We start from the raw sequence: 18206 nt of genomic DNA on the forward strand, positions 1-18206 counted from the left end.
TCAGCGCGTGCCTGAGATCTTGGCACTCCCGAGCACGAGGTCGCCCGCCTGGTCGTCTTGCCGATAAAGGACAACTACCTGGCCCGGTGCCACCCCGCGCAAAGGCTGGCGCAACTGGATGGAGACTCGACCGTCTTCGCCTACTTCGGCGACCGCATCGGCAATGCCTCCATGCGCACGAACCTGGACGGTGCACTCGGTCGGTCCGTCCAAGGCTCGTCCGCTCGGCCAGATCGCCCGGTCCGCGTCGATGGCGTGGACACCAAGGTCTGCCGACGACCCGACCTTCACCGTGCCCGAAACAGGTTCGAGCGAAAGGACATACCGCGGTCGCCCGTCAGCGGCCGGCGCGTCGATGCCGAGGCCTTTCCTCTGGCCCACGGTGAATCCGTGCACGCCAGTGTGACGCCCGAGCACCGCACCTGTCTCTGCGTCGACAAGTTCACCGGGACGCTCGCCGAGCCGCTTCTCCAAGAACTTCTTGGTGTCGCCGTCCGGGATGAAGCAGATGTCGTGGCTGTCCGGCTTCCGCGCGACGGAAAGCCCGCGCTGCTCCGCTTCGGCACGCACGTCCGACTTCCAGGAGTCGCCCAGAGGAAACATCGCATGACGAAGCTGCTCTGGCTGCAGTGAAGCCAGCACGTATGACTGGTCCTTGCCCTCGTCCGCGCTCCGGCGAAGCTCCAACTCGCCATCGACGGTCGCCAGGCGCGCATAGTGGCCGGTCGCAACGGCGTCGAAGCCAAGAGCGAGCGCTTTCTCGAGCAGCGCTTCGAACTTGATCTTCTCATTGCAAGTCACGCAAGGGTTCGGGGTGCGCCCGGCGGCATACTCACCGACGAACGTCTCGACGACTTCTTCCGTGAAGCGCTCCGCAAAATCCCAGATGTAGAACGGGATACCGAGGATGTCCGCGGCCCGCCGGGCGTCGTGTGAATCCTCGATAGTGCAGCAGCCGCGGGAACCGGTCCGCAGCGTGCCAGGTTGTGCTGAAAGCGCCAGGTGCACTCCGACGACGTCGTGACCGGCATCCACTGCACGAGCAGCAGCGACAGCCGAGTCGACCCCTCCGCTCATTGCGGCCAGTACGCGCATTTTCTACACCTCTTGCTTCTGGGTCTGCTTGCGCATGCCGGCGAGGCCGGCCTGTCGGGCGCGGGCGACGACGCCGCCGATCTCGCGGGCCAGAGTGTGCACGTCGTCCAGTGTCGACGTGTGGCCAAGCGAGAATCGGAGCGAACCGCGAGCTGCGGCCGCGTCTGCGCCCATTGCCAGGAGGACGTGACTTGGCTGCGCGACACCTGCGGTGCACGCCGAGCCGGTGGAGCACTCAATGCCTTTAGCGTCCAAGAGCATCAGCAAGCTGTCACCCGCGCAGCCGGGGAAAGTGAAGTGAGCGTGGCTGGGCAAACGCTCGCCGTCGCGGCCATTGAGAATCGCGTCCGGGACCTCGCGCAGGACCGCGGCGACGAGTTCGTCGCGCAGCTTCTCAACCCGGTCCGCATACTCCGCGCGGCCGCTGATCGCCGCTTGGACCGCAGCGGCGAAGCCGACAATCGCCGGGACGTCGAGGGTGCCTGACCGGACGCTGCGCTCCTGACCGCCGCCGTGGAGGACTGGGACACACGAAGTGTCACGGTCGAGGAGAAGAGCACCTACGCCATACGGGCCGCCGAGCTTGTGACCGGTCAGCGTGAGTGCCGCTGCACCGGACGCGGTGAAATCGACGGGGACTGCGCCGACCGCCTGGACGGCATCAGTGTGCAGGGGAACCCCGTATTCGATGCAGACCTCGGCGAGAGCGGCGATCGGATTGACAGTGCCGACCTCGTTGTTCGCCCACATCACCGTTGCCAGCGCGACAGTCTCCGGCGCCGACTCAATCGCGGCTCGAAGCGTTTCCGGGGACACCCGGCCCTGGTCGTCTACCTCGAGCCAGGTGATCTCGGCGTCAGAGTGCTGCTCCAGCCACTCGACCGTGTCAAGGACCGCGTGATGCTCGACGGTGCTGCAAAGAATGCGGCGGCGAGCGGAGTCCTCGCCGTGACGGGCCCAAAAGATGCCCTTGACCGCGAGGTTGTCACTCTCCGTGCCGCCACCGGTGAAGATGACTTCCGACGGACGCGCACCCAGAGCGGCGGCGATCACTTCGCGCGCCTCCTCGACAGCACGCCGAGCCCGCCGGCCCGAAGAATGCAGCGCGGAGGCGTTGCCCACGGTGGACAAAGCCTCAGTCATCGCCGCAATGGCTTCGGGCAGGATCGGAGTCGTTGCCGCATGGTCGAGATAGGTCATCGCCCTATCAGGGTAGACCGATGCGGCCTGTGACGAAGCTCGCCCCGGGCCGCGGAGTGGCACGTCACACCTGTTTCGGCCACCTGCTCGTGAGCCGGACGCCGAGCAGCGCCAGCAGGACGAGGACGACACTGAGCAGTCCCATCGCGGCAGACGGCTGAGCGGCGGACGCGACGGCGGCCAGGAGCACCCCGCCGAGGCCGATGAGCAGCGCTGATCCGACCCAGTCGGCGAGTTGCATCGCGGAGGTGTTGAAGCCCCGCTCCCCCTCCGGCGAATAGCGCAAGAGGAGGACCGAGATGGCGGGCATCGCGATTCCCATCCCCGCTCCGCCGACCGCGCAGACCGCGAAGGCCACCCAGGCCGGGAACCACGGTTGGGCGACAAAACCGAAGCCGACCAGGCCAGCAGCGACGAGCACGAAGCCGGTACGCAGCGATGCCTCCCGCGACCAGTCAAGGAACCGGCCTTGGAGGGCGGACGCGGCGGACCAGCCGAGCGCAGTGATGGTCAGCGGCAGGCCTGCGAGCGCAGGGCTGTAGCCGTGGACGGCGGTCATGGTCAGCGGGAGGTACGCCTCCATCCCCGCATATGCGCCAGCGATCAGGGCTCGAGAGGCGACCACCGTGGGCAATCCGGGACGAGAGGTCATGGTTCCGGCAGGCAGGAGCTTGCGCAGTGCGATAGCTAGCGCGATAAGGCCCAATGCGCCATACGCGATCGCGGCAGGTGATGGATGCTGCGCGGCCCAGCTCAGGGCGGCGACGCCGAGCGCAGCGACGACAGCGGGCACGACGCCCGCGCGACGTCCAGCTGGCAGCGGCGCGTGAGCGGGCAACCGGCGAGTGATCTTGCAGAGGAGGACGACGCCGATCCCGACCAGCGGAAGCAGCCCGAGAAAGACCCATCGCCAGCCCACGGTCACGGTCACCAAACCGGCGACGGACGGGCCGATGACGGCCGGGAGGACCCAAGCGGCCGCGTTCGCCGCATAGATGACAGGGCGTTCGCGGTCGGTGAACGTCAGAGCGATCAGCAGTGAGACGGACACCAGCAGGAATCCCGAGCCGAAGCCCTGCAGCGCACGGCCGACCAGGAGTATCGGCATCGTTGTCGCGATACCCGCGACAGCCAGTCCTGCGGCGAACAATGCCGGGCCTACCAACAGGGCTGGTGCTGGGCCTCTTCGGTCGCCAAGCCGTCCGGACAAGACGGTGGCGACGACGCTCGCCACCAGGAACGTGGTGAACGGCCAGGAGTAGAGCGCGAGACCGTGGAGTTCGGCGACCAGCGTCGGCATCGCCGTGGCGACGCCCATGTTTTCAAAGGCCACCAGCGTGACCACAAGCAGCAGGCCGACGGTGACGAGGCGGTGGTCGCGATTCCAGAGGACGCTTTTTCGAGGCTGCGCTTCGACGGTCTGGCTCATGATCGCGAGCTTGCAACCTCCAGTGCTCTGGAGGTCAAGTCGCCCGCCGACCTTTCGGGGTGTGCCGTGGGAGCACATCGCATCGGGGGTGAATTCGAAGCTTCGGGTTGACGTGCCGCGGCTCGGACCGGGTTCGCGGAAGTCCGTCGATGCCGTAGCGGGGCTATCGAGGGGCGTTCGGCTCAGGAAGTCGATGACGCGGGGTAGCTGTCGACGTCGTAGTGGTCACCTAGATCGATGGATCAGGCTCCCTTGCGGCTAGGGGTGTTCTGTCTCCGTCATGAGGCCCGGTCAGGCTGAGATGGTCGAGGGCGACAAAGTGCGGCTGTTGCCGTTGACTGGCGAATCGAGCGTGCGGTTCGGAATGCGCCGGATGCTGGTTGGCTTAAGTAGGACGTACGGCGACCGAAGGAGAGTGCGAACCGAGATGCGAGCCATCACTTTCGCCGAGTACGGCGGGCCCGAAGTGCTGCGACTGGAAGAGGTTCCGGCACCGGAGCCCGGTGAGGGGCAGGTCCGGGTTGCAGTCCGGCGCGCGGGGGTCAACCCGATCGACTGGAAGATTCGTTCAGGGGCGATGGCCGGCGGTGCGGCGCTCGAAGGCCCGCGGATCCCGGGGCTGGAGATCGCCGGAGTGGTCGACGCAGTGGGCGACGGCGCCGAGTTCAACGTCGGTGATGAAGTGTTTGGCTGGTCGGCAACCGGCGGGTACGCGGAATTCGCGCTCGGAGGCGCGATCGTTCGCAAACCGGCCGACCTCTCCTGGGATGACGCGGCGGCGTTGCCGGTTGCTGGCGAAACCGCGTTGCGCGTGTTGCGTCTGCTCGACGTCAAGGCTGGCGAGCTGTTGCTTGTCCATGGAGCGAGTGGCGCTGTCGGTCGTTTCGCTACACAAATCGCGGTCGCGTTGGGCGCGACGGTGATCGGAACGGCTGGACAGCACAATCTCGATGAGGTGAAAGCGCTGGGCGCGATTCCGGTCCGTTACGGCGACGGGTGGCTGGAACGGGTTCGTGAAGTGGCAGACCGACCTGTCGACGCGGTGTTCGACGCGTCCGGTCATGGCGTTTTGCCGGAATCGATCGAGTTGCGAGGATCGAAGGAACGCATCGTGACCATTGCCGACGGTGCGGCGTTCCAGCTCGGTTTGCCGTTCTCGTCTGGCGGACAGGACGGGCAGACGCAGGCGGTGCTGAACGAGATCCTCGGTTACGTACGCAATGGGCTGCAGATTGCGCAGGGGAAGACCTTTTCGCTTGAGGAAGCAGCGACTGCGCAGGAAGAGAGCCGGAAGGGGCACCCCGGCGGGAAGCTGACAATTGCCGTTTCGTGACCACGATCGTCGGCTAGGCTCGGCGAAGGTGCAGCTCGGGTGGAGCTGACGGATTGGCCTCGCCAGTTAGCGGCTACCGCGGCAAGTGGGCTGTTGCCGTTGAGTGGCGAAAGCCGAGCGCCGCGAGTGGACGCGCCGAGGCAAGCGGCTGTCGCCACTCAGCGGCGAAACGAATACGGACTGCAGGAACCAACGTGCCGCTGACGCGGGTCATCCGTGGCTATGAGGCGGCGACGGGATGACGAAGTGGCGGTCGCGAGGGACGAGTGAGACGCCGTAGCCGTTCGGCGGCGAGGCGAGTCGGATGGTTGTCGCCGTTGAGTGGCGAATGGGTTGGCTGCGGTCAGCCGGAAAGCCGGTCGGCGAGAGTCGGAGAGCTGCTGGGGGGTGTCGCCAAAAAACGGCAACACCCCCCAGCGGCCCGGTGACCAGGGTGTTCGTCAATGCACAACCGGCTGGGAGGACGCTGGGCGGCCGACCCGGGCCCGGCGACGCTGCGGCGGGATGCGGACTGTGCCGAGGGCCGAATGGACAGCGGCCTCGGCAAGAGCGGCCAGTGACCGGCGGTCTTCGGCGCGGCCCGGGGCGATCTCCGGGCACACGTGCACTTCCAGGACCAGACCGCGCAGCGCGGCGACGCGGCGCAAGGACGCGATGAGCGACTCCGGGCCGATGAACGCCGGCTGGCTGGTTTCGCGGCCGTCGGCGAGGCGGTAGCGCAGGGCGATCGGCCGGACCGGGACTCCGCCGTCGATCGCGGCTTGGAAGGTGGCCGTCGTGAAGCGGCCGGAAGCCAGGCCGCACCAGGTGGTGCCCTCGGGGGTGACGTTGACTAGCGCGCCGGCGCGGAGGGTGTCGGCGAGTTCGGCCATGGTGTCCGGCAGGGTGCGCAAACGGTTGCGGTCCAGGAAGATGCTCCCGCCGCGACGGACTAGCGTGCCCAGGACCGGCCAGGAGCCGATCTCGATCTTCGCGAGCGCCCGCATCGGGCGCAGTGCGTTGATGGCGATGATGTCCAGCCACGAGATGTGGTTGTTCACCACGAGCGCGCCGCGGCCGGCCGGAGCGGCGAGGAAGTCCGCACCGCCCACTACAGACATCCGCACGCCGAACGACCTCAGCACCGCCCGGAAAATCCGGCGCACCAAGCGTTCCCGGTTCCGGCCGCGGATCACCAGCAACGCCGGCGCGATCAGCAACGCCGCGAAGACCACCGAAATGGCCGCGGTGAAGCGCAGCATCCGTCGTGGCAAACCGACCGTGGGTGCGCCCTCGGTCAGGCAACCGTCACCGCAGGGCGACGTCGGCATCCAGGCGTGGCTCATCCTTGCGCTCCAAGGAAGAACTTCAAGTACCGCTCGTCGACCTGCTGCAGATCGAGAAGGACGAAGAAGTCAGCGACCCCGAAGTCGGCGTCGAGAGCCGGCGGGCCGCACACCTTGGCGCCCAGCCGCACGTAACCCTTGATCAGCGGTGGAAGCATGGCCCGGTCGGGACGCGCCACCGCGCCGGGGTCCCACGGGTTCAGCGGCGAGACGCGCAACGAGTCGTCGGCGTGATGCTTAGTGCGCAAGACATCCCAGACCCCCGCAGCGTAGCTGCCGCCATCATTCAGCTGTACCGAAGCGCAGCCGGCGAGATAGCGGTGTCCGGAAAGGAGCATGTAGCGCGCGATCCCAGCCCACACCAGGCTCACGACCGCGCCGCTGCGGTGGTCGGGGTGGACGCAGGAACGTCCGGTCTCAACCAAGGACGGCCGCAGCGCGGCAAGCGTCGTCAGGTCGAACTCGCTGTCGGAATAGAGCTTTCCGGCCTGCGCGGCACGCTCGGGCGGGAGCATGCGGTAGCAGCCGACGATCTCGCCGGTGTTGTCGTCGCGGACCACCAGGTGATCGCAGAATTCGTCGAAGTAGTCGACGTCCCGGCCGGGCTCCGGGGAATGCAGTTCCGCCCCCATCTCCTCGGCGAAAACCCGGTATCGCAGTTTCTGCGCGGCGAGCACTTCATCGTTCCCGTTGGCGACCAGAAGCGAATACCGCGGCGCGCCTGCGGGAAGGTCGGCACCCGCCTGATCAGTACTGACGAGGAGCTGTGACGACGTCATGGTCAAGGTGTACCTGCCGGTAAGCGGCCTCGGAGAGTGCCAATCGATGACCGGTCAGTGCACGTTGAGTTAATTGCCGGTTCTCAGGTTCCTCTCAGACTCCCGAGAAGCTTCCGGAGAACGCGGAAGGCCGCCGCGTGACGAGCACGCGACGGCCTTCCGAGCGAAAGAAAACGTCAGCCCTTGCGCTTGTCGACAGCCTCGGTCAGCTGCGGCGCGACGTTGAACAGGTCGCCCACCACACCGAAGTCGGCGATCTCGAAGATCGGAGCCTCGGCGTCCTTGTTGACCGCGATGATCGTCTTCGACGTCTGCATGCCAGCGCGGTGCTGGATCGCGCCGGAGATGCCGAGCGCGATGTACAGCTGCGGCGACACCGTCTTGCCGGTCTGTCCGACCTGGAACTGCGCCGGGTAGTAGCCGGAGTCGACCGCGGCACGGGACGCGCCGACAGCCGCGCCGAGCGAGTCGGCCAGCTTCTCCACGACGTCGAACTTCTCGGCCGAACCGACGCCCCGGCCGCCGGACACGACGATCGACGCCTCGGTCAGTTCCGGACGGTCGCCGCCCACGACCGGCTCGATGCCGGTGATCTTGGCGGACTTCGCCGGGTCCTGCGCCGGGATCTCGACGGTCTCCTCGGCGGCCGCGCCGTCGGCGGCCTCCGCCTCGACCGCACCCGGACGCACCGACACGACCGGCGCGCCCTTGGCGGCCTTCGCCTTCACGGAGAACGCGCCACCGAAGATGGACTGGTCCACGGTGCCGTCGGCGTTGACCCCGACGGCGTCGTAGAGCAGACCGGAGCCGAGCCGCAGCGCGACCCGTGCGGCCACCTCCTTGCCCTCGGCGCTGGCGGCGACGAGCACCGCGGCCGGGGAGACCTGCTCGGCGAGCTTCGTGAGCACGTCGACCTTCGGGGTCACCAGGTAGCCGGTGGCGTCGTCGCCCTCGGCGACGTACACCTTCGCCGCGCCGTGGCCGGCGAGCGCTTCCTTGGCCTTCGCCGCGGTGCCGGTCGGGCCCACCACGACGGCGGAGGGCTCGCCGAGGGCGCGCGCGGCGGTCAGCAGCTCGAGCGTGACCTTCTTGACATCACCGTCGACGTGGTCGACGAGGACGAGTACTTCAGCCATTTTCCGGAATCCTCCTCGAAACCGTGTCTCAGATGAGCTTCTGCGCGACCAGGTACTCGGCGACCTTCGTGCCGCCGTCGCCCTCGTCCTCGACCTTCTCGCCCGCGGTGCGCGGCGGCTTCGGCGAGGCCTCGACGACCGTCGACCACGCGTTGGCGAGACCGACCTCGCCCGCGTCGATGCCCAGGTCGGCGATGGTCAGCGTCTCGACCGGCTTCTTCTTCGCGGCCATGATGCCCTTGAACGACGGGTAACGCGGCTCGTTGATCTTCTCGCTCACGCTCACCAGCGCCGGCAGGTTCGCCTCGAGGTGGGTGATGCCGTCTTCGGTCTCGCGGTCCGCCTTCACGGAGGAACCCTCGACGGTCAGCTGGCGCACGTAGGTCAGCTGCGGCACGCCGAGCAGCTCGGCGAGGATCGCGGGCACGGCGGCGCCGCGGCCGTCGGACGCCTCGTTGCCGGCCAGGATCAGGTCGAAGCCCTCGACCTTGCCGACGGCGGCGGCGAGGACCTTCGCGGTCGCGATCGCGTCGGAGCCGTGCAGCGCCTCGTCGGAAACGTGGATGGCCTTGTCGGCGCCCATGGAGAGCGCCTTGCGGATCGCGTCGGTCGCGCGGTCCGGGCCGACCGAGATCACGGTGACCTCGCCCTCGCCGGCTTCCTTGATCTTGAGGGCCTCTTCGACGGCCTTCTCGTTGATCTCGTCGAGCACGGCGTCGGCGGATTCGCGGTCAAGGGTGCTGTCGGAACCGGAGAGCTTCCGCTCCGAGTAGGTGTCCGGTACCTGCTTGACCAGGACAACGATGTTCGTCATGGGTCTTCTTCGACCTCCCGGTTGGGGCCGGCTCTCGGCCGCGGGACAGTGCTCTACTGAGCGGTAGATTAGGGGCAATTCCGCGGCCGGACCCCTCGAGGTGACGGCATTCACCTGGATGAGCAATCTAATGGGACCATCGTCCTAATAGTTTGCCGGTTAGCCCGTCCAGCGCGCCGCTCGCCCGATCGGAGCAACGGTCACTTACTCGCAGTAGGCCGTTAGGGGTTACGCTCCGGCACCATGTCCGCGCACATCGCCGTAGTCACCGACTCGACCTCGTGCCTGCCCGAGCAACTCGCCGCCCAGTGGCGAATCAGTGTCGTCCAGGTCCAGCTGCACGTCGGCGACCAGACGGACGACGAGCACCGCTTCGACCGGAGCGAGCTCATCCAGACGATGAAATCCGGCGCGACCGTCACGACTTCGCCGCCCGATCCGGGTGCGTTTTTCTGGAGCTACCAGGACGCGGCTTCCGCCGGTGCGTCCGCCATCGTGAGCCTGCACATCTCCGGACGGCTTTCGCAGACCGTCGAGGCCGCCCGCGAAGCCGCCCAGCAGGTCCGGATTCCGGTGCACATCCTCGACAGCGGGACGGCGAGCATGAGTCTCGGCTACGCCGCGGTGTCCGCCGCCCGCGTCGCCGGGGCCGGCGGACAGCTCGAGCGGGTCCTGGACGCCGCGGAACGGCGAGTGCGCAGCTCGACCGAACTGATCTACGTCGACACGCTTGAGTACTTGCAGCGGTCGGGACGGATCGGCGCCGCCCAGTCGATGCTCGGAAGTGCGTTCGCGATCAAGCCGCTGCTCACCGTCCGCAATGGAGAAGTCAGCCCGCTCGCCCGCGTTCCCGGCACTAAACGAGCGATGAACCGGCTCGTCGACCTGGCGGTGAAGGCCGCTGGCGACCAGCCCGTGGACCTCGCGGTGACCCGGTTCGGCTCCGACGAGAGCGAGGTCGTCCAGCGGCTGCGGGATCGCGTGCCGGGCGCAGGCGAGATCGTGGTGGGCGACGCGAGCACCGTGATCGGCGCCCACGTCGGCCCGGGTGCGCTCAGCATCACGGTGTCGCCGTCGAACTGACCTCGATTCGCCGCCCGGGGACCAAAAGCACCACGAGCGGCAGCAGGACCGTCACCGCGAGCCCGCCGAGGATGAGCACCTGGTCGAGCTGCGGATAGTGCCCGACGTGCCCTGCGTGGTAGACGAGGTGCGGGACAGCGAACAGCAGTGCCGCGATGGCCACCAAGCGCGCGACAGTTGTGGTGCCCATCACGGCCGCGCCGACCAGCATCGCGCCGAGCGCCAGGCTGAGGCCGCCGAAATCGATGATGAAGTGCTCGTTGTAGGGCCCGTCCATGGAGACCCAGCCGTGCCGGCAACCGGGAAAGTCCTGGTAGAACCCCATCGGATCGAGCAGCGGCCACAGCCCCTGCACCAGGGTGTAGAGGCCGAGCAGGATCAGGAGGATGCGCGTGATCGTCCGTTGCATACGGCTGGAACGAGACGGCTGCGCGAAACGTGACAGGCGCTAGGGTCGCGCAGGTGACCAACGCAGCCACCCGGGCCGAGGCACTGCACCTCACCGGCGAACGGACCGTCCCCGGCATCCCCGAGGAGAATTACTGGTTCCGGCGCCATGAAGCCGCGTACCTCGCCCTACTCCCCCACTGCGCCGACGCGACCGTGCTCGAAGCCGGCTGCGGCGAGGGCTACGGCGCCGGGCTCATCGCCCAGCACGCCCGGCGAGTGCTCGCGCTGGACTACGACGTGCCGACCACCGAGCACGTCGCACGCCGGTACCCGGATGTCGCCGTCGCGCGGGCGAACCTGGCGTACCTGCCCTTGCGGGACGCCGCGGTCGATGTGGTGGCGAACTTCCAGGTGATCGAGCATCTCTGGGACCAGGGAGGATTTCTCGCCGAATGCTTCCGCGTCCTGCGCCCGGGCGGGAAACTGCTGGTCACGACCCCGAACCGGCTCACCTTCACGCCGGACAGCGACACCCCGCTCAACCCGTTCCACACGCGCGAACTGGCACCGTCCGAAATGGACGAGCTGCTGCGCGCCGCCGGGTTCACCGTCGCGGAACTGAGCGGGCTGCACCACGCGGAATCCCTGCGTACTGTCGAAACCCGCTACGGCGGCTCCATCATCGACGCGCAACTGGACGTCGTAATGGGCTCCCTTCCCGGACAAGCCACGTGGCCAGCTGATCTCCTCGCGGACGTCGCCGCAATTCGAGCCGAGGACTTCGCCGTGCACGGCGATGACCTCGACGCGAGCCTCGACCTGGTGGCTGTGGCGGTGCGCCCGTGAGCACCCGGAACCCCGCATCCGAAGGCACGTTCTGCCTCGTCCTGCACAGCCACCTGCCGTGGCTGCCGCACCATGGCAGCTGGCCGGTCGGCGAGGAATGGCTGTACCAGGCGTGGACGCACTCGTACCTGCCGGTCGTCGACCTGCTGTGCCGTTTCGCCGCTGAGGGGCGACGCGATGTCTTGACGCTCGGCATGACGCCAGTGCTCGCCGCGCAACTCGACGATCCGTACGCCATCCGCGCCTGCCACGACTGGGTCGGTCACTGGCAGCTGCGCACGCAGCACGCAGCCACGCTCTGGCGCGGCGATCCCCTGCTGCGGGACCTCGCCGCCGCCGAGCATCAGGCCGCGATGCACGCCACCGAGGAACTGGAAACGCGCTGGCGGCACGGTTTCTCGCCGATCCTTCGGTCGCTTGTGGACAGCGAGACGATCGAGCTGCTCGGCGGACCGCTGGCGCATCCGTTCCAGCCATTGCTGGACCAGCGAGTGCGACGGTTCGCCCTCCAAGCGGGGTTGGAGGACACCGCGCTACGCATTGGCCGCGCACAAGAAGGTATATGGGCACCTGAATGTGGTTATGCACCGGGAATGGAGCGAGATTATCACGAGGCTGGCGTGCGGCGCTTCCTTGTCGACGGCCCTTCACTCCATGGTGACACTTCGTCCGCGCATCCCGTCGGCGACTCCGACGTCGTCTGCTTCGGCCGCGATCTTGAGGTCACCTACCGGGTTTGGTCGCCGAAAGCGGGTTACCCAGGCCACGCGGCTTACCGGGATTTCCACACCTGGGCGCACGAAGTCGGGCTGAAGGCGTCACGCGTCACCGGAAAAACCGTTGAGCCACAAGATAAAGCTCCATACGACCCGGCGCTCGCCGCGGATGTTTTAGGGTCGCACGTCAAGGACTTCGTCGAAACAGTCGTCGCGCGGCTGCGGTCGTTGCGCGAACAACACGGCCGCGAATCGCTGGTGGTTGCGGCCTACGACACAGAGCTCTTCGGACACTGGTGGCACGAGGGTCCCGCGTGGCTTGAAGGAATTCTGCGCGCGTTGCCCGAGGCGGGCGTCCGGGTAACCACGTTGCGCGGCGCGCTCGAAGCCGGCCATCTAGGCGAACCCGTCCAGCTGCCCGCATCCTCATGGGGATCCGGCAAGGACTGGCGAGTCTGGGACGGCGAACAGGTGGCGGACATGGTGCAGGACAACACCGCGTTGCAGGCTCGCCTGCTCGACTTGGTCGACCGGCACGATGGGACCACTCGCGACGCCGTCGCCGATCAGGCCGTCGCCGAGGCGATGATGGCGCTGTCCAGCGACTGGGCGTTCATGGTCACCAAAGACTCCGCCGCGGACTACGCTCGCCGGCGCGCCCGGGTGCACACCGAACGATTCGATGCCCTGGCTGGGTTGCTGCGCAGCGGGGATCGTGCTCGCGCGCTTGCCCTGGCCGAGGAATACCGCCGGGCCGACGGTCCGTTCGGACATCTGGACGCGCGCGCCCTGCGCCGTCCTCCCGCATGACGATCGAAGGGAATTCCATGGGAATCCGCGACCTTCCCCTCAAAACCCTGTCCGGCGAAGACGCCACCCTCGGCGGTCCGCTGGCCGGCAAGACGCTGCTGGTGGTGAACGTGGCGTCGAAGTGCGGGCTGACGCCGCAGTACTCCGGTTTGGAACGGCTGCAGGAACGCTACGGCGACAAAGGTTTCTCGGTCGTCGGGTTCCCGTGCAACCAGTTCGCCGGCCAGGAGCCAGGCACGGCGGAGGAAATCCAGACGTTCTGCTCCACCACGTACGGAGTGTCGTTCCCGCTGTTCGAGAAGATCGACGTCAATGGGGAAGACCGGCACCCGCTGTACGCGAGCATCACGAAAACTCCCGACGCGGACGGCGAAGCCGGCGACGTGCAGTGGAACTTCGAGAAGTTCCTGATCAGCCCGGACGGCGAGGTGCTCGGTCGGTTCCGCCCGCGCACGGAGCCGGAAGACGAGACCATCATCGCGGCGATCGAAGCGGCTCTGCCTGCTTGAGCTTCGCTCCTGCTCTCCGGCCAGCGTTTACCGCGGCCGGAGAGCATTTGCCGTTTTTCGGCGACTCTCGGCCAACGCGGAAGCGGCAGGCCTGCGGAGAAGCAGCTCTCCTCTTGGTTTCAGCCGTTGCCGTTCAGCGGCGAAACTCGGGCGTCCGACGTCTCTGCTCGCCTGCGGCTGTTGCCTCTAAACGGCGACTAACGACGTAAGTCGCCGTTGAGCAGACGTCGCCACGCAGCACAATGTCAGCCGTGCGTCGACGACGAGGAGGCCGTTGCCGTTCAAAGGCAAGTTCGACGCCACGAGTCGCCGCGGCGGACTAGTCGCTGCCCGGCGACCGCGAGGCAAGTCGTCCGAGCGGAAGACATCGCTCGCCAACGTCGAAGAACCGTTGGCCAGCTTGTCAGGCCGTCGGCCAGCTTGTCGCCAGTAAACGGCGAATCGCAAGCCGGCCTGGCTCGGCCCCAGGCCGCAGTCCCGATGCGGGACTGCACATCTTGCGTTGCCGTTTAGTGGCGAATCGCAGGTCAACGGCCGTCCGGAGTCTCGCCGGCCAGCTCGGCAGCGGTCTTCACCTCGGGGTGCGAACCCCGCGCGATCACCGCTCGGTTGTGGTTCGCGGCGTCGGCGAAGTCGAGTTTCTGCACTCGCCGGTCGTAGGTGAGGAGGCCGTTCACTTCGTTTTCTACATCAGTGGTCTGAGTGTAGATCGCACCGGACAACCCTCGGTCGGAAACCAGTCTTTCGAGGCGTTCGCTCACCTCTACGTACCGTCGAGTGAGGTGCGCTGAATCGGTCGTCATTTCGTAGGCATTGGGCGGACCTGGCCAAACGTGGCCTTCGAGAACCAAGCCCAGGCCGCCGTATTCGCCGTCCACCAGTGCGCGATGGTCTCCCTCGTGCGGTTCGCCCGGCCCGACGTAGGTGTGATCGTCGTAGATGTCGCCGGCACCGGTGTCCGGGCGAGAGAAACAGCAGTTCACGCCGCTGTTGGCGATCACCAGCCGCGTCGGGTCGAGTTCCTTGACGAGTGCCGCGATGCGGGCCGTGTCGAATTCTCCCCAGCCTTCGTTGAACGGCACCCAGGCGACGATCGACGTGACATTGCGCAGTTGCGCGACCATTTCCCGCAGCTCGGCCTCGAATCGCCGTTGTCCTTCGGGCAACGGATCCGGCGCGTGCCCGGGCGGCCCGGCGAAGGAGACGACCAGAGACGGCATGTCCTGCCATACGGCCAAACCCAGTCGATCCGCCCAGTAATACCAGCGCGCGGGCTCGACCTTGACGTGCTTGCGAACCAGGTTGAAGCCGAGTTCTTTCGTCTTCTCGAGGTCGAACCGGAGCGCCTCGTCGGTCGGCGCGGTGTAACCGCCGTCCGGCCAGTACCCCTGGTCGAGTGGTCCGTGCAGGAAGGTGATCCGGCCGTTCACAGCGATCCGTGGCCGTCCGTCGACATCCGGGACGATTTTAACCGTTCGCAGGCCGCAATAACTGGCAACTTCGTCCAGGACGTCACCGTGCGCATCCAGGAGCCGGACGGTGAGGTCGTAGAGGAAAGGGGCGTCAGGGGACCACGGGTGCGGTTCCGGCAGATTTGCCCGCAGCCGCGCACCGGCGGTGCCTCGTACTCGCACTGCCTCGTCGCCGTTTGGCGGCGAAACGATCAACTCCACCTCAGAACCGCCAGTGACCTGCGGCAACACCGACACGCCCGACAGGTCTGAAGCGACTTCGAGGGCGGAAATGCACTCGTTCGGCACCGGCTCGACCCAGACGGTCTGCCAAATTCCCGACGTCGGCGTGTAGCAAATCCCGCCAGGTTCGTTGCGCTGCTTGCCGATCGGGTACGGCTCGATGTCCGTGCGGTCCTCGACGCGAACGGTAATTTCCTGCGGTCCCGATGCACGGAGCGCGTCTGTGATGTCCGCGGAGAACGACGTGTACCCACCCTCATGGGTGACCACCGACTGGTTGTTGACCCGCACCTCGGCTTTCTGGTCGACTGCACCGAAATGCAGCAAGACCCGTTGCCCACTCCAGCTTTCCGGAAGCTCGAACAACCGCCGGTACCACAGGACCTCGTCGCGGCGGCCGATTCCGGAGAGCGCCGATTCCGGCGCGAAGGGGACCAGGATGCGCTCGTTGTACCCGACGGGTCGCGGCTCCGTGGGCGAAGCGGGCCATCCCGCGTACTCCCAGACACCGTTGAGGCTCAGCCATTCCGGCCGGCGAAGCTGGGGGCGCGGGTACTCGGGCAGCACTGCGGCCGGGTCGACTCGGTCGGTCCACGGGGTGGTCAGCGGTGGGTCCGCTCGCTGCCATTCGGGCTCTGGTGGAGTCATCGCCATTCATGGTGGCAGAGAATCGCGGTCCGCGGCATGGGTTGACGGCTGCTCGGACCCGCTAGCGAAGACTCGATGGCGATGTTGGCTGCCGGTGGTCGACGGCTGGCAACTGGTTCTCGGCAGACTTCCTCACCCCGACGAGAGCGGAGCCACCGCCGCCGATTACCGATTCGCCACTCAGTGGCTAATAGCTGGTCAGCCGCTGGCGAGCGCCTTCGCCCCAGCGCTCACGAGGCGAGCGACGGTGAGTGGGAGCGCTCGTCGCGGCAGCCGGCCGTTGCTGGGAACTTGCGTCGCTCGATGCTGCGCGGGCAGGGTGCTGAGCTGCGCGGATGTGGTCGTCACGGGTTGGCCGACTGACGAGGTGGAGCTGTTGCCGTTTTTTGGCGAAACGCTCTGACCAGCCGTTTCTGTCCGGCTCCAGCAGCTTTTCGCCAGGTGGCGACGAAGCTTTGCGCCGGTCGTTCGGGCGGCCGCCCCGGGGTAAGCGACTGGCGAGTAACCTCGGGCCATGCGCGTGCTGATGTTGTCCTGGGAGTATCCGCCGGTGGTCATCGGCGGGCTGGCCCGGCACGTGCACGCGCTGGCGCGGCATCTCGCGCAGCAGGGCCACGACGTAGTCGTCCTCTGCCGGCACACCGCGGGCACCGACGCCTCGACGCATCCGCGCAGCGATCGGGTCATCGAGGGGGTCCGGGTCGTCCGCGTCGCCGAGGACCCGATGCACCTGACTTTCGAGCGGGACCTCGTCGCGTGGACACTCGCTATGGGCCACGCCATGATCCGGGCGGCGCAAGATTTGCTGCGCACGTGGCAGCCCGACGTCGTGCATGCGCACGACTGGCTGGTCACCCATCCGGCGATCGCGGTCGCCGAGGCTGCTCGGGTGCCGCTCGTCGGGACGATTCACGCGACTGAGGCGGGGCGGCATTCGGGGTGGCTGTCGCATCCGCTCAACCAGCAGGTGCATTCGGTCGAATGGTGGCTGGCCAACCGCTCCGACGCGGTGATCACCTGTTCGCAGGCCATGCGCAAGGAAGTCGCGCACCTCTTCGAGATCGACCCGGCTGACGTCGCGGTGATCCACAACGGCATCGAGGGACGCAGCTGGCGGGTGTCGTCCGGCGAAGTCGCGAGGATGCGGGAGCAGCACAGTCCGGACGGCGCTCCGTTCCTGCTGTTCTTCGGCAGGTTGGAGTGGGAAAAGGGCGTGCAAGACCTGCTCGCGGCGTTGCCCAGGATCCGCCGCCGGTTCCCCGGGACCCGGGTGGTCGTCGCCGGAAAAGGGCGACATCACGACGAACTTGTCGCGCAGGCTCGCAAGCTGCGGATTCGCCGGGCGGTGGACTTCGTCGGCCATCTCTCCGACCGCGACCTGCGCGCTCTCCTGGCCGCGGCCGACGCGGTCGTGCTGCCGAGCCGGTACGAGCCGTTCGGGATCGTCGCGCTGGAGGCTGCCGCGGCGAAAGCACCGCTGGTGGCGTCGACCGCGGGCGGGCTCGGCGAGGTGGTCATCGACGGGGAGACCGGCTTGGCTTTCGCACCGGGTGACGTCGCTGGCCTCGCCTCGTCCGTGGTGACGGTCTTGAGCGACGTTCCGGCCGCGACCCGGCGCGCGCGTGCGGCGCAGGCCCGCCTTGGTGCGGACTTCGACTGGGGGCGGATCGCGGAGGCGACCGTCGAGGTTTACCGGAAGGCTCGAGTCGGCGAGCCGGTAGAGTTGGGACGGCCCAAGATCGCGACCGGCAACGCGTTCGAGGTGTAGGAAACGCCGGCCAGCCGCGGTTCGCGGGATTCGCCGTTCAGTGGCGAATGCCTGGTCAGAGTGCTTGTTCAGCGCGGGTCGACGGCGGCGATGAGGTCGCGGTAGTCGGGGTCTGCTGCCATCCGGTCGAAAGCGCTCGCCAGCGCGGCTTCGTAGATCGGGACGGCTTTGCGCAACGTGGTTCGTCCGGCGTCGGTGATTCCGGTGTAGACGCCGCGGCGGTCGTGCTCGCAGAGACGGCGTTCGGTGAGGCCGGTCCGCTCCAGCCGGCCGACCAGGCGGGTCGCGGAGCTTTGGTTGAGCGACGTCGCGTCCGCGAGTTCCTGCATGCGAAGTTCGCCGTCGGGGCGACCGGCCAGCGACATGAGGGCGACGAATTCCGAGAAACCCAGGTGCAGCTGCCGTTGCAAGGCCTGTTCGACCTCGTGGTCGATGCGGCTGCGCAGTGCCACCATGCGGGGCCACATCGCGCCGAGGGTGGTGAGTTTCGCCCCTGCCTGCTTGCGGCCAGGGGAAGGTGTGGTGGTCACGCGAACGACCTCTCCGGCAAAGCCTTGTCCGGCATCGAGAAGTGACGCCGAGACCTCTTGTATAGCACATGTGCGTGCATGCAATTGGGCGCTCGTCAAGG

At 67.3% G+C, this 18206-nt stretch carries 16 protein-coding genes; 6 read left to right on the top strand and 10 right to left on the bottom strand.

The window, feature by feature from the left end; genetic code table 11:
* The 3 genes from mnmA to F9C11_RS40745 form a co-directional block, all read right to left on the bottom strand.
* Window positions 1-1095 carry a tRNA 2-thiouridine(34) synthase MnmA gene (gene mnmA, locus F9C11_RS40735; protein WP_409182651.1) on the bottom strand — a complete coding sequence of 365 codons (1095 nt, stop codon included), beginning with the start codon at window positions 1093-1095 and terminating at the stop codon, window positions 1-3.
* A 3-nt stretch (window positions 1096-1098) separates the two neighbouring features.
* A complete protein-coding gene (locus tag F9C11_RS40740) occupies window positions 1099-2295 on the bottom strand; it encodes a cysteine desulfurase family protein (protein WP_409182652.1) in 1197 nt (398 codons plus the stop codon).
* 64 nt (window positions 2296-2359) lie between these two features.
* Window positions 2360-3724: an MFS transporter gene (locus tag F9C11_RS40745; RefSeq protein WP_409182653.1), complete on the bottom strand. Its 1365-nt coding sequence runs from the start codon at window positions 3722-3724 to the stop codon at window positions 2360-2362.
* Between the two features lie 427 nt (window positions 3725-4151).
* Here F9C11_RS40745 and F9C11_RS40750 point away from each other — a divergent pair, with 427 nt between their 5' ends.
* Window positions 4152-5057 carry an NADP-dependent oxidoreductase gene (locus tag F9C11_RS40750; protein WP_409187087.1) on the top strand — a complete coding sequence of 302 codons (906 nt, stop codon included), beginning with the start codon at window positions 4152-4154 and terminating at the stop codon, window positions 5055-5057.
* Between the two features lie 440 nt (window positions 5058-5497).
* Here the strand turns inward: F9C11_RS40750 and F9C11_RS40755 are convergent, their stop codons facing one another.
* From F9C11_RS40755 to F9C11_RS40770, 4 genes are all read right to left on the bottom strand, one after another.
* On the bottom strand, window positions 5498-6382 hold the full coding sequence (locus F9C11_RS40755; RefSeq protein ID WP_409182654.1) for a lysophospholipid acyltransferase family protein: 885 nt from the start codon (window positions 6380-6382) through the stop codon (window positions 5498-5500).
* Window positions 6379-7161, bottom strand: a complete 783-nt coding sequence (locus F9C11_RS40760; protein ID WP_409182655.1) for a GNAT family N-acetyltransferase — start codon at window positions 7159-7161, stop codon at window positions 6379-6381. Before F9C11_RS40760 ends, F9C11_RS40755 begins: the two co-directional genes overlap by 4 nt.
* Window positions 7162-7337: 176 nt before the next feature.
* Window positions 7338-8297, bottom strand: a complete 960-nt coding sequence (locus tag F9C11_RS40765; RefSeq protein ID WP_409182656.1) for an electron transfer flavoprotein subunit alpha/FixB family protein — start codon at window positions 8295-8297, stop codon at window positions 7338-7340.
* Between the two features lie 28 nt (window positions 8298-8325).
* Window positions 8326-9111 carry an electron transfer flavoprotein subunit beta/FixA family protein gene (locus tag F9C11_RS40770; protein WP_409182657.1) on the bottom strand — a complete coding sequence of 262 codons (786 nt, stop codon included), beginning with the start codon at window positions 9109-9111 and terminating at the stop codon, window positions 8326-8328.
* Window positions 9112-9354: 243 nt separating this feature from the next.
* Here F9C11_RS40770 and F9C11_RS40775 point away from each other — a divergent pair, with 243 nt between their 5' ends.
* The gene (locus F9C11_RS40775; protein ID WP_409182658.1) at window positions 9355-10194 is read left to right on the top strand and encodes a DegV family protein; all 840 of its coding nucleotides are present in this window, start codon (window positions 9355-9357) and stop codon (window positions 10192-10194) included.
* Here the strand turns inward: F9C11_RS40775 and F9C11_RS40780 are convergent.
* Window positions 10172-10603, bottom strand: a complete 432-nt coding sequence (locus F9C11_RS40780; protein WP_409182659.1) for a hypothetical protein — start codon at window positions 10601-10603, stop codon at window positions 10172-10174. The two genes, F9C11_RS40775 and F9C11_RS40780, sit on opposite strands and share 23 nt — an antisense overlap.
* A gap of 53 nt (window positions 10604-10656) precedes the next feature.
* Between F9C11_RS40780 and F9C11_RS40785 the strand changes: the two genes are divergently transcribed.
* The 3 genes from F9C11_RS40785 to F9C11_RS40795 are packed head-to-tail and all read left to right on the top strand — an operon-like array spanning window position 10657 to window position 13465.
* On the top strand, window positions 10657-11430 hold the full coding sequence (locus tag F9C11_RS40785) for a methyltransferase domain-containing protein (RefSeq protein WP_409182660.1): 774 nt from the start codon (window positions 10657-10659) through the stop codon (window positions 11428-11430).
* Window positions 11427-12956 carry a 1,4-alpha-glucan branching protein domain-containing protein gene (locus tag F9C11_RS40790; protein WP_409182661.1) on the top strand — a complete coding sequence of 510 codons (1530 nt, stop codon included), beginning with the start codon at window positions 11427-11429 and terminating at the stop codon, window positions 12954-12956. Before F9C11_RS40785 ends, F9C11_RS40790 begins: the two co-directional genes overlap by 4 nt.
* Before the next feature lie 17 nt (window positions 12957-12973).
* On the top strand, window positions 12974-13465 hold the full coding sequence (locus tag F9C11_RS40795; RefSeq protein ID WP_409182662.1) for a glutathione peroxidase: 492 nt from the start codon (window positions 12974-12976) through the stop codon (window positions 13463-13465).
* Window positions 13466-13992: 527 nt separating this feature from the next.
* Here F9C11_RS40795 and F9C11_RS40800 read toward each other — a convergent pair.
* Complete coding sequence (locus F9C11_RS40800; protein ID WP_409182663.1) at window positions 13993-15807, bottom strand: glycoside hydrolase family 2 protein; 1815 nt, start codon at window positions 15805-15807, stop codon at window positions 13993-13995.
* Between the two features lie 514 nt (window positions 15808-16321).
* Here F9C11_RS40800 and F9C11_RS40805 point away from each other — a divergent pair.
* Complete coding sequence (locus F9C11_RS40805) at window positions 16322-17575, top strand: glycosyltransferase family 4 protein (protein ID WP_409182664.1); 1254 nt, start codon at window positions 16322-16324, stop codon at window positions 17573-17575.
* 68 nt (window positions 17576-17643) lie between these two features.
* Here F9C11_RS40805 and F9C11_RS40810 read toward each other — a convergent pair whose 3' ends face one another.
* Window positions 17644-18105 carry a MarR family winged helix-turn-helix transcriptional regulator gene (locus F9C11_RS40810; RefSeq protein ID WP_409182665.1) on the bottom strand — a complete coding sequence of 154 codons (462 nt, stop codon included), beginning with the start codon at window positions 18103-18105 and terminating at the stop codon, window positions 17644-17646.
* Between the last annotated feature and the right edge of the window lie 101 nt (window positions 18106-18206).

Source organism: Amycolatopsis sp. VS8301801F10 (assembly GCF_046195355.1).
Taxonomy (GTDB): domain Bacteria; phylum Actinomycetota; class Actinomycetes; order Mycobacteriales; family Pseudonocardiaceae; genus Amycolatopsis.

Excerpts from the sequence above, each read along its gene's own strand:
- mnmA (WP_409182651.1), bottom strand. The coding sequence starts at position 1,095 with ATGCGCGTACTGGCCGCAATGAGCGGAGGGGTCGACTCGGCTGTCGCT.
- F9C11_RS40740 (WP_409182652.1), bottom strand. The coding sequence starts at position 2,295 with ATGACCTATCTCGACCATGCGGCAACGACTCCGATCCTGCCCGAAGCC.
- F9C11_RS40745 (WP_409182653.1), bottom strand. The coding sequence starts at position 3,724 with ATGAGCCAGACCGTCGAAGCGCAGCCTCGAAAAAGCGTCCTCTGGAAT.
- F9C11_RS40750 (WP_409187087.1), top strand. The coding sequence starts at position 4,152 with ATGCGAGCCATCACTTTCGCCGAGTACGGCGGGCCCGAAGTGCTGCGA.
- F9C11_RS40755 (WP_409182654.1), bottom strand. The coding sequence starts at position 6,382 with ATGAGCCACGCCTGGATGCCGACGTCGCCCTGCGGTGACGGTTGCCTG.
- F9C11_RS40760 (WP_409182655.1), bottom strand. The coding sequence starts at position 7,161 with ATGACGTCGTCACAGCTCCTCGTCAGTACTGATCAGGCGGGTGCCGAC.
- F9C11_RS40765 (WP_409182656.1), bottom strand. The coding sequence starts at position 8,297 with ATGGCTGAAGTACTCGTCCTCGTCGACCACGTCGACGGTGATGTCAAG.
- F9C11_RS40770 (WP_409182657.1), bottom strand. The coding sequence starts at position 9,111 with ATGACGAACATCGTTGTCCTGGTCAAGCAGGTACCGGACACCTACTCG.
- F9C11_RS40775 (WP_409182658.1), top strand. The coding sequence starts at position 9,355 with ATGTCCGCGCACATCGCCGTAGTCACCGACTCGACCTCGTGCCTGCCC.
- F9C11_RS40780 (WP_409182659.1), bottom strand. The coding sequence starts at position 10,603 with ATGCAACGGACGATCACGCGCATCCTCCTGATCCTGCTCGGCCTCTAC.
- F9C11_RS40795 (WP_409182662.1), top strand. The coding sequence starts at position 12,974 with ATGGGAATCCGCGACCTTCCCCTCAAAACCCTGTCCGGCGAAGACGCC.
- F9C11_RS40800 (WP_409182663.1), bottom strand. The coding sequence starts at position 15,807 with ATGACTCCACCAGAGCCCGAATGGCAGCGAGCGGACCCACCGCTGACC.
- F9C11_RS40805 (WP_409182664.1), top strand. The coding sequence starts at position 16,322 with ATGCGCGTGCTGATGTTGTCCTGGGAGTATCCGCCGGTGGTCATCGGC.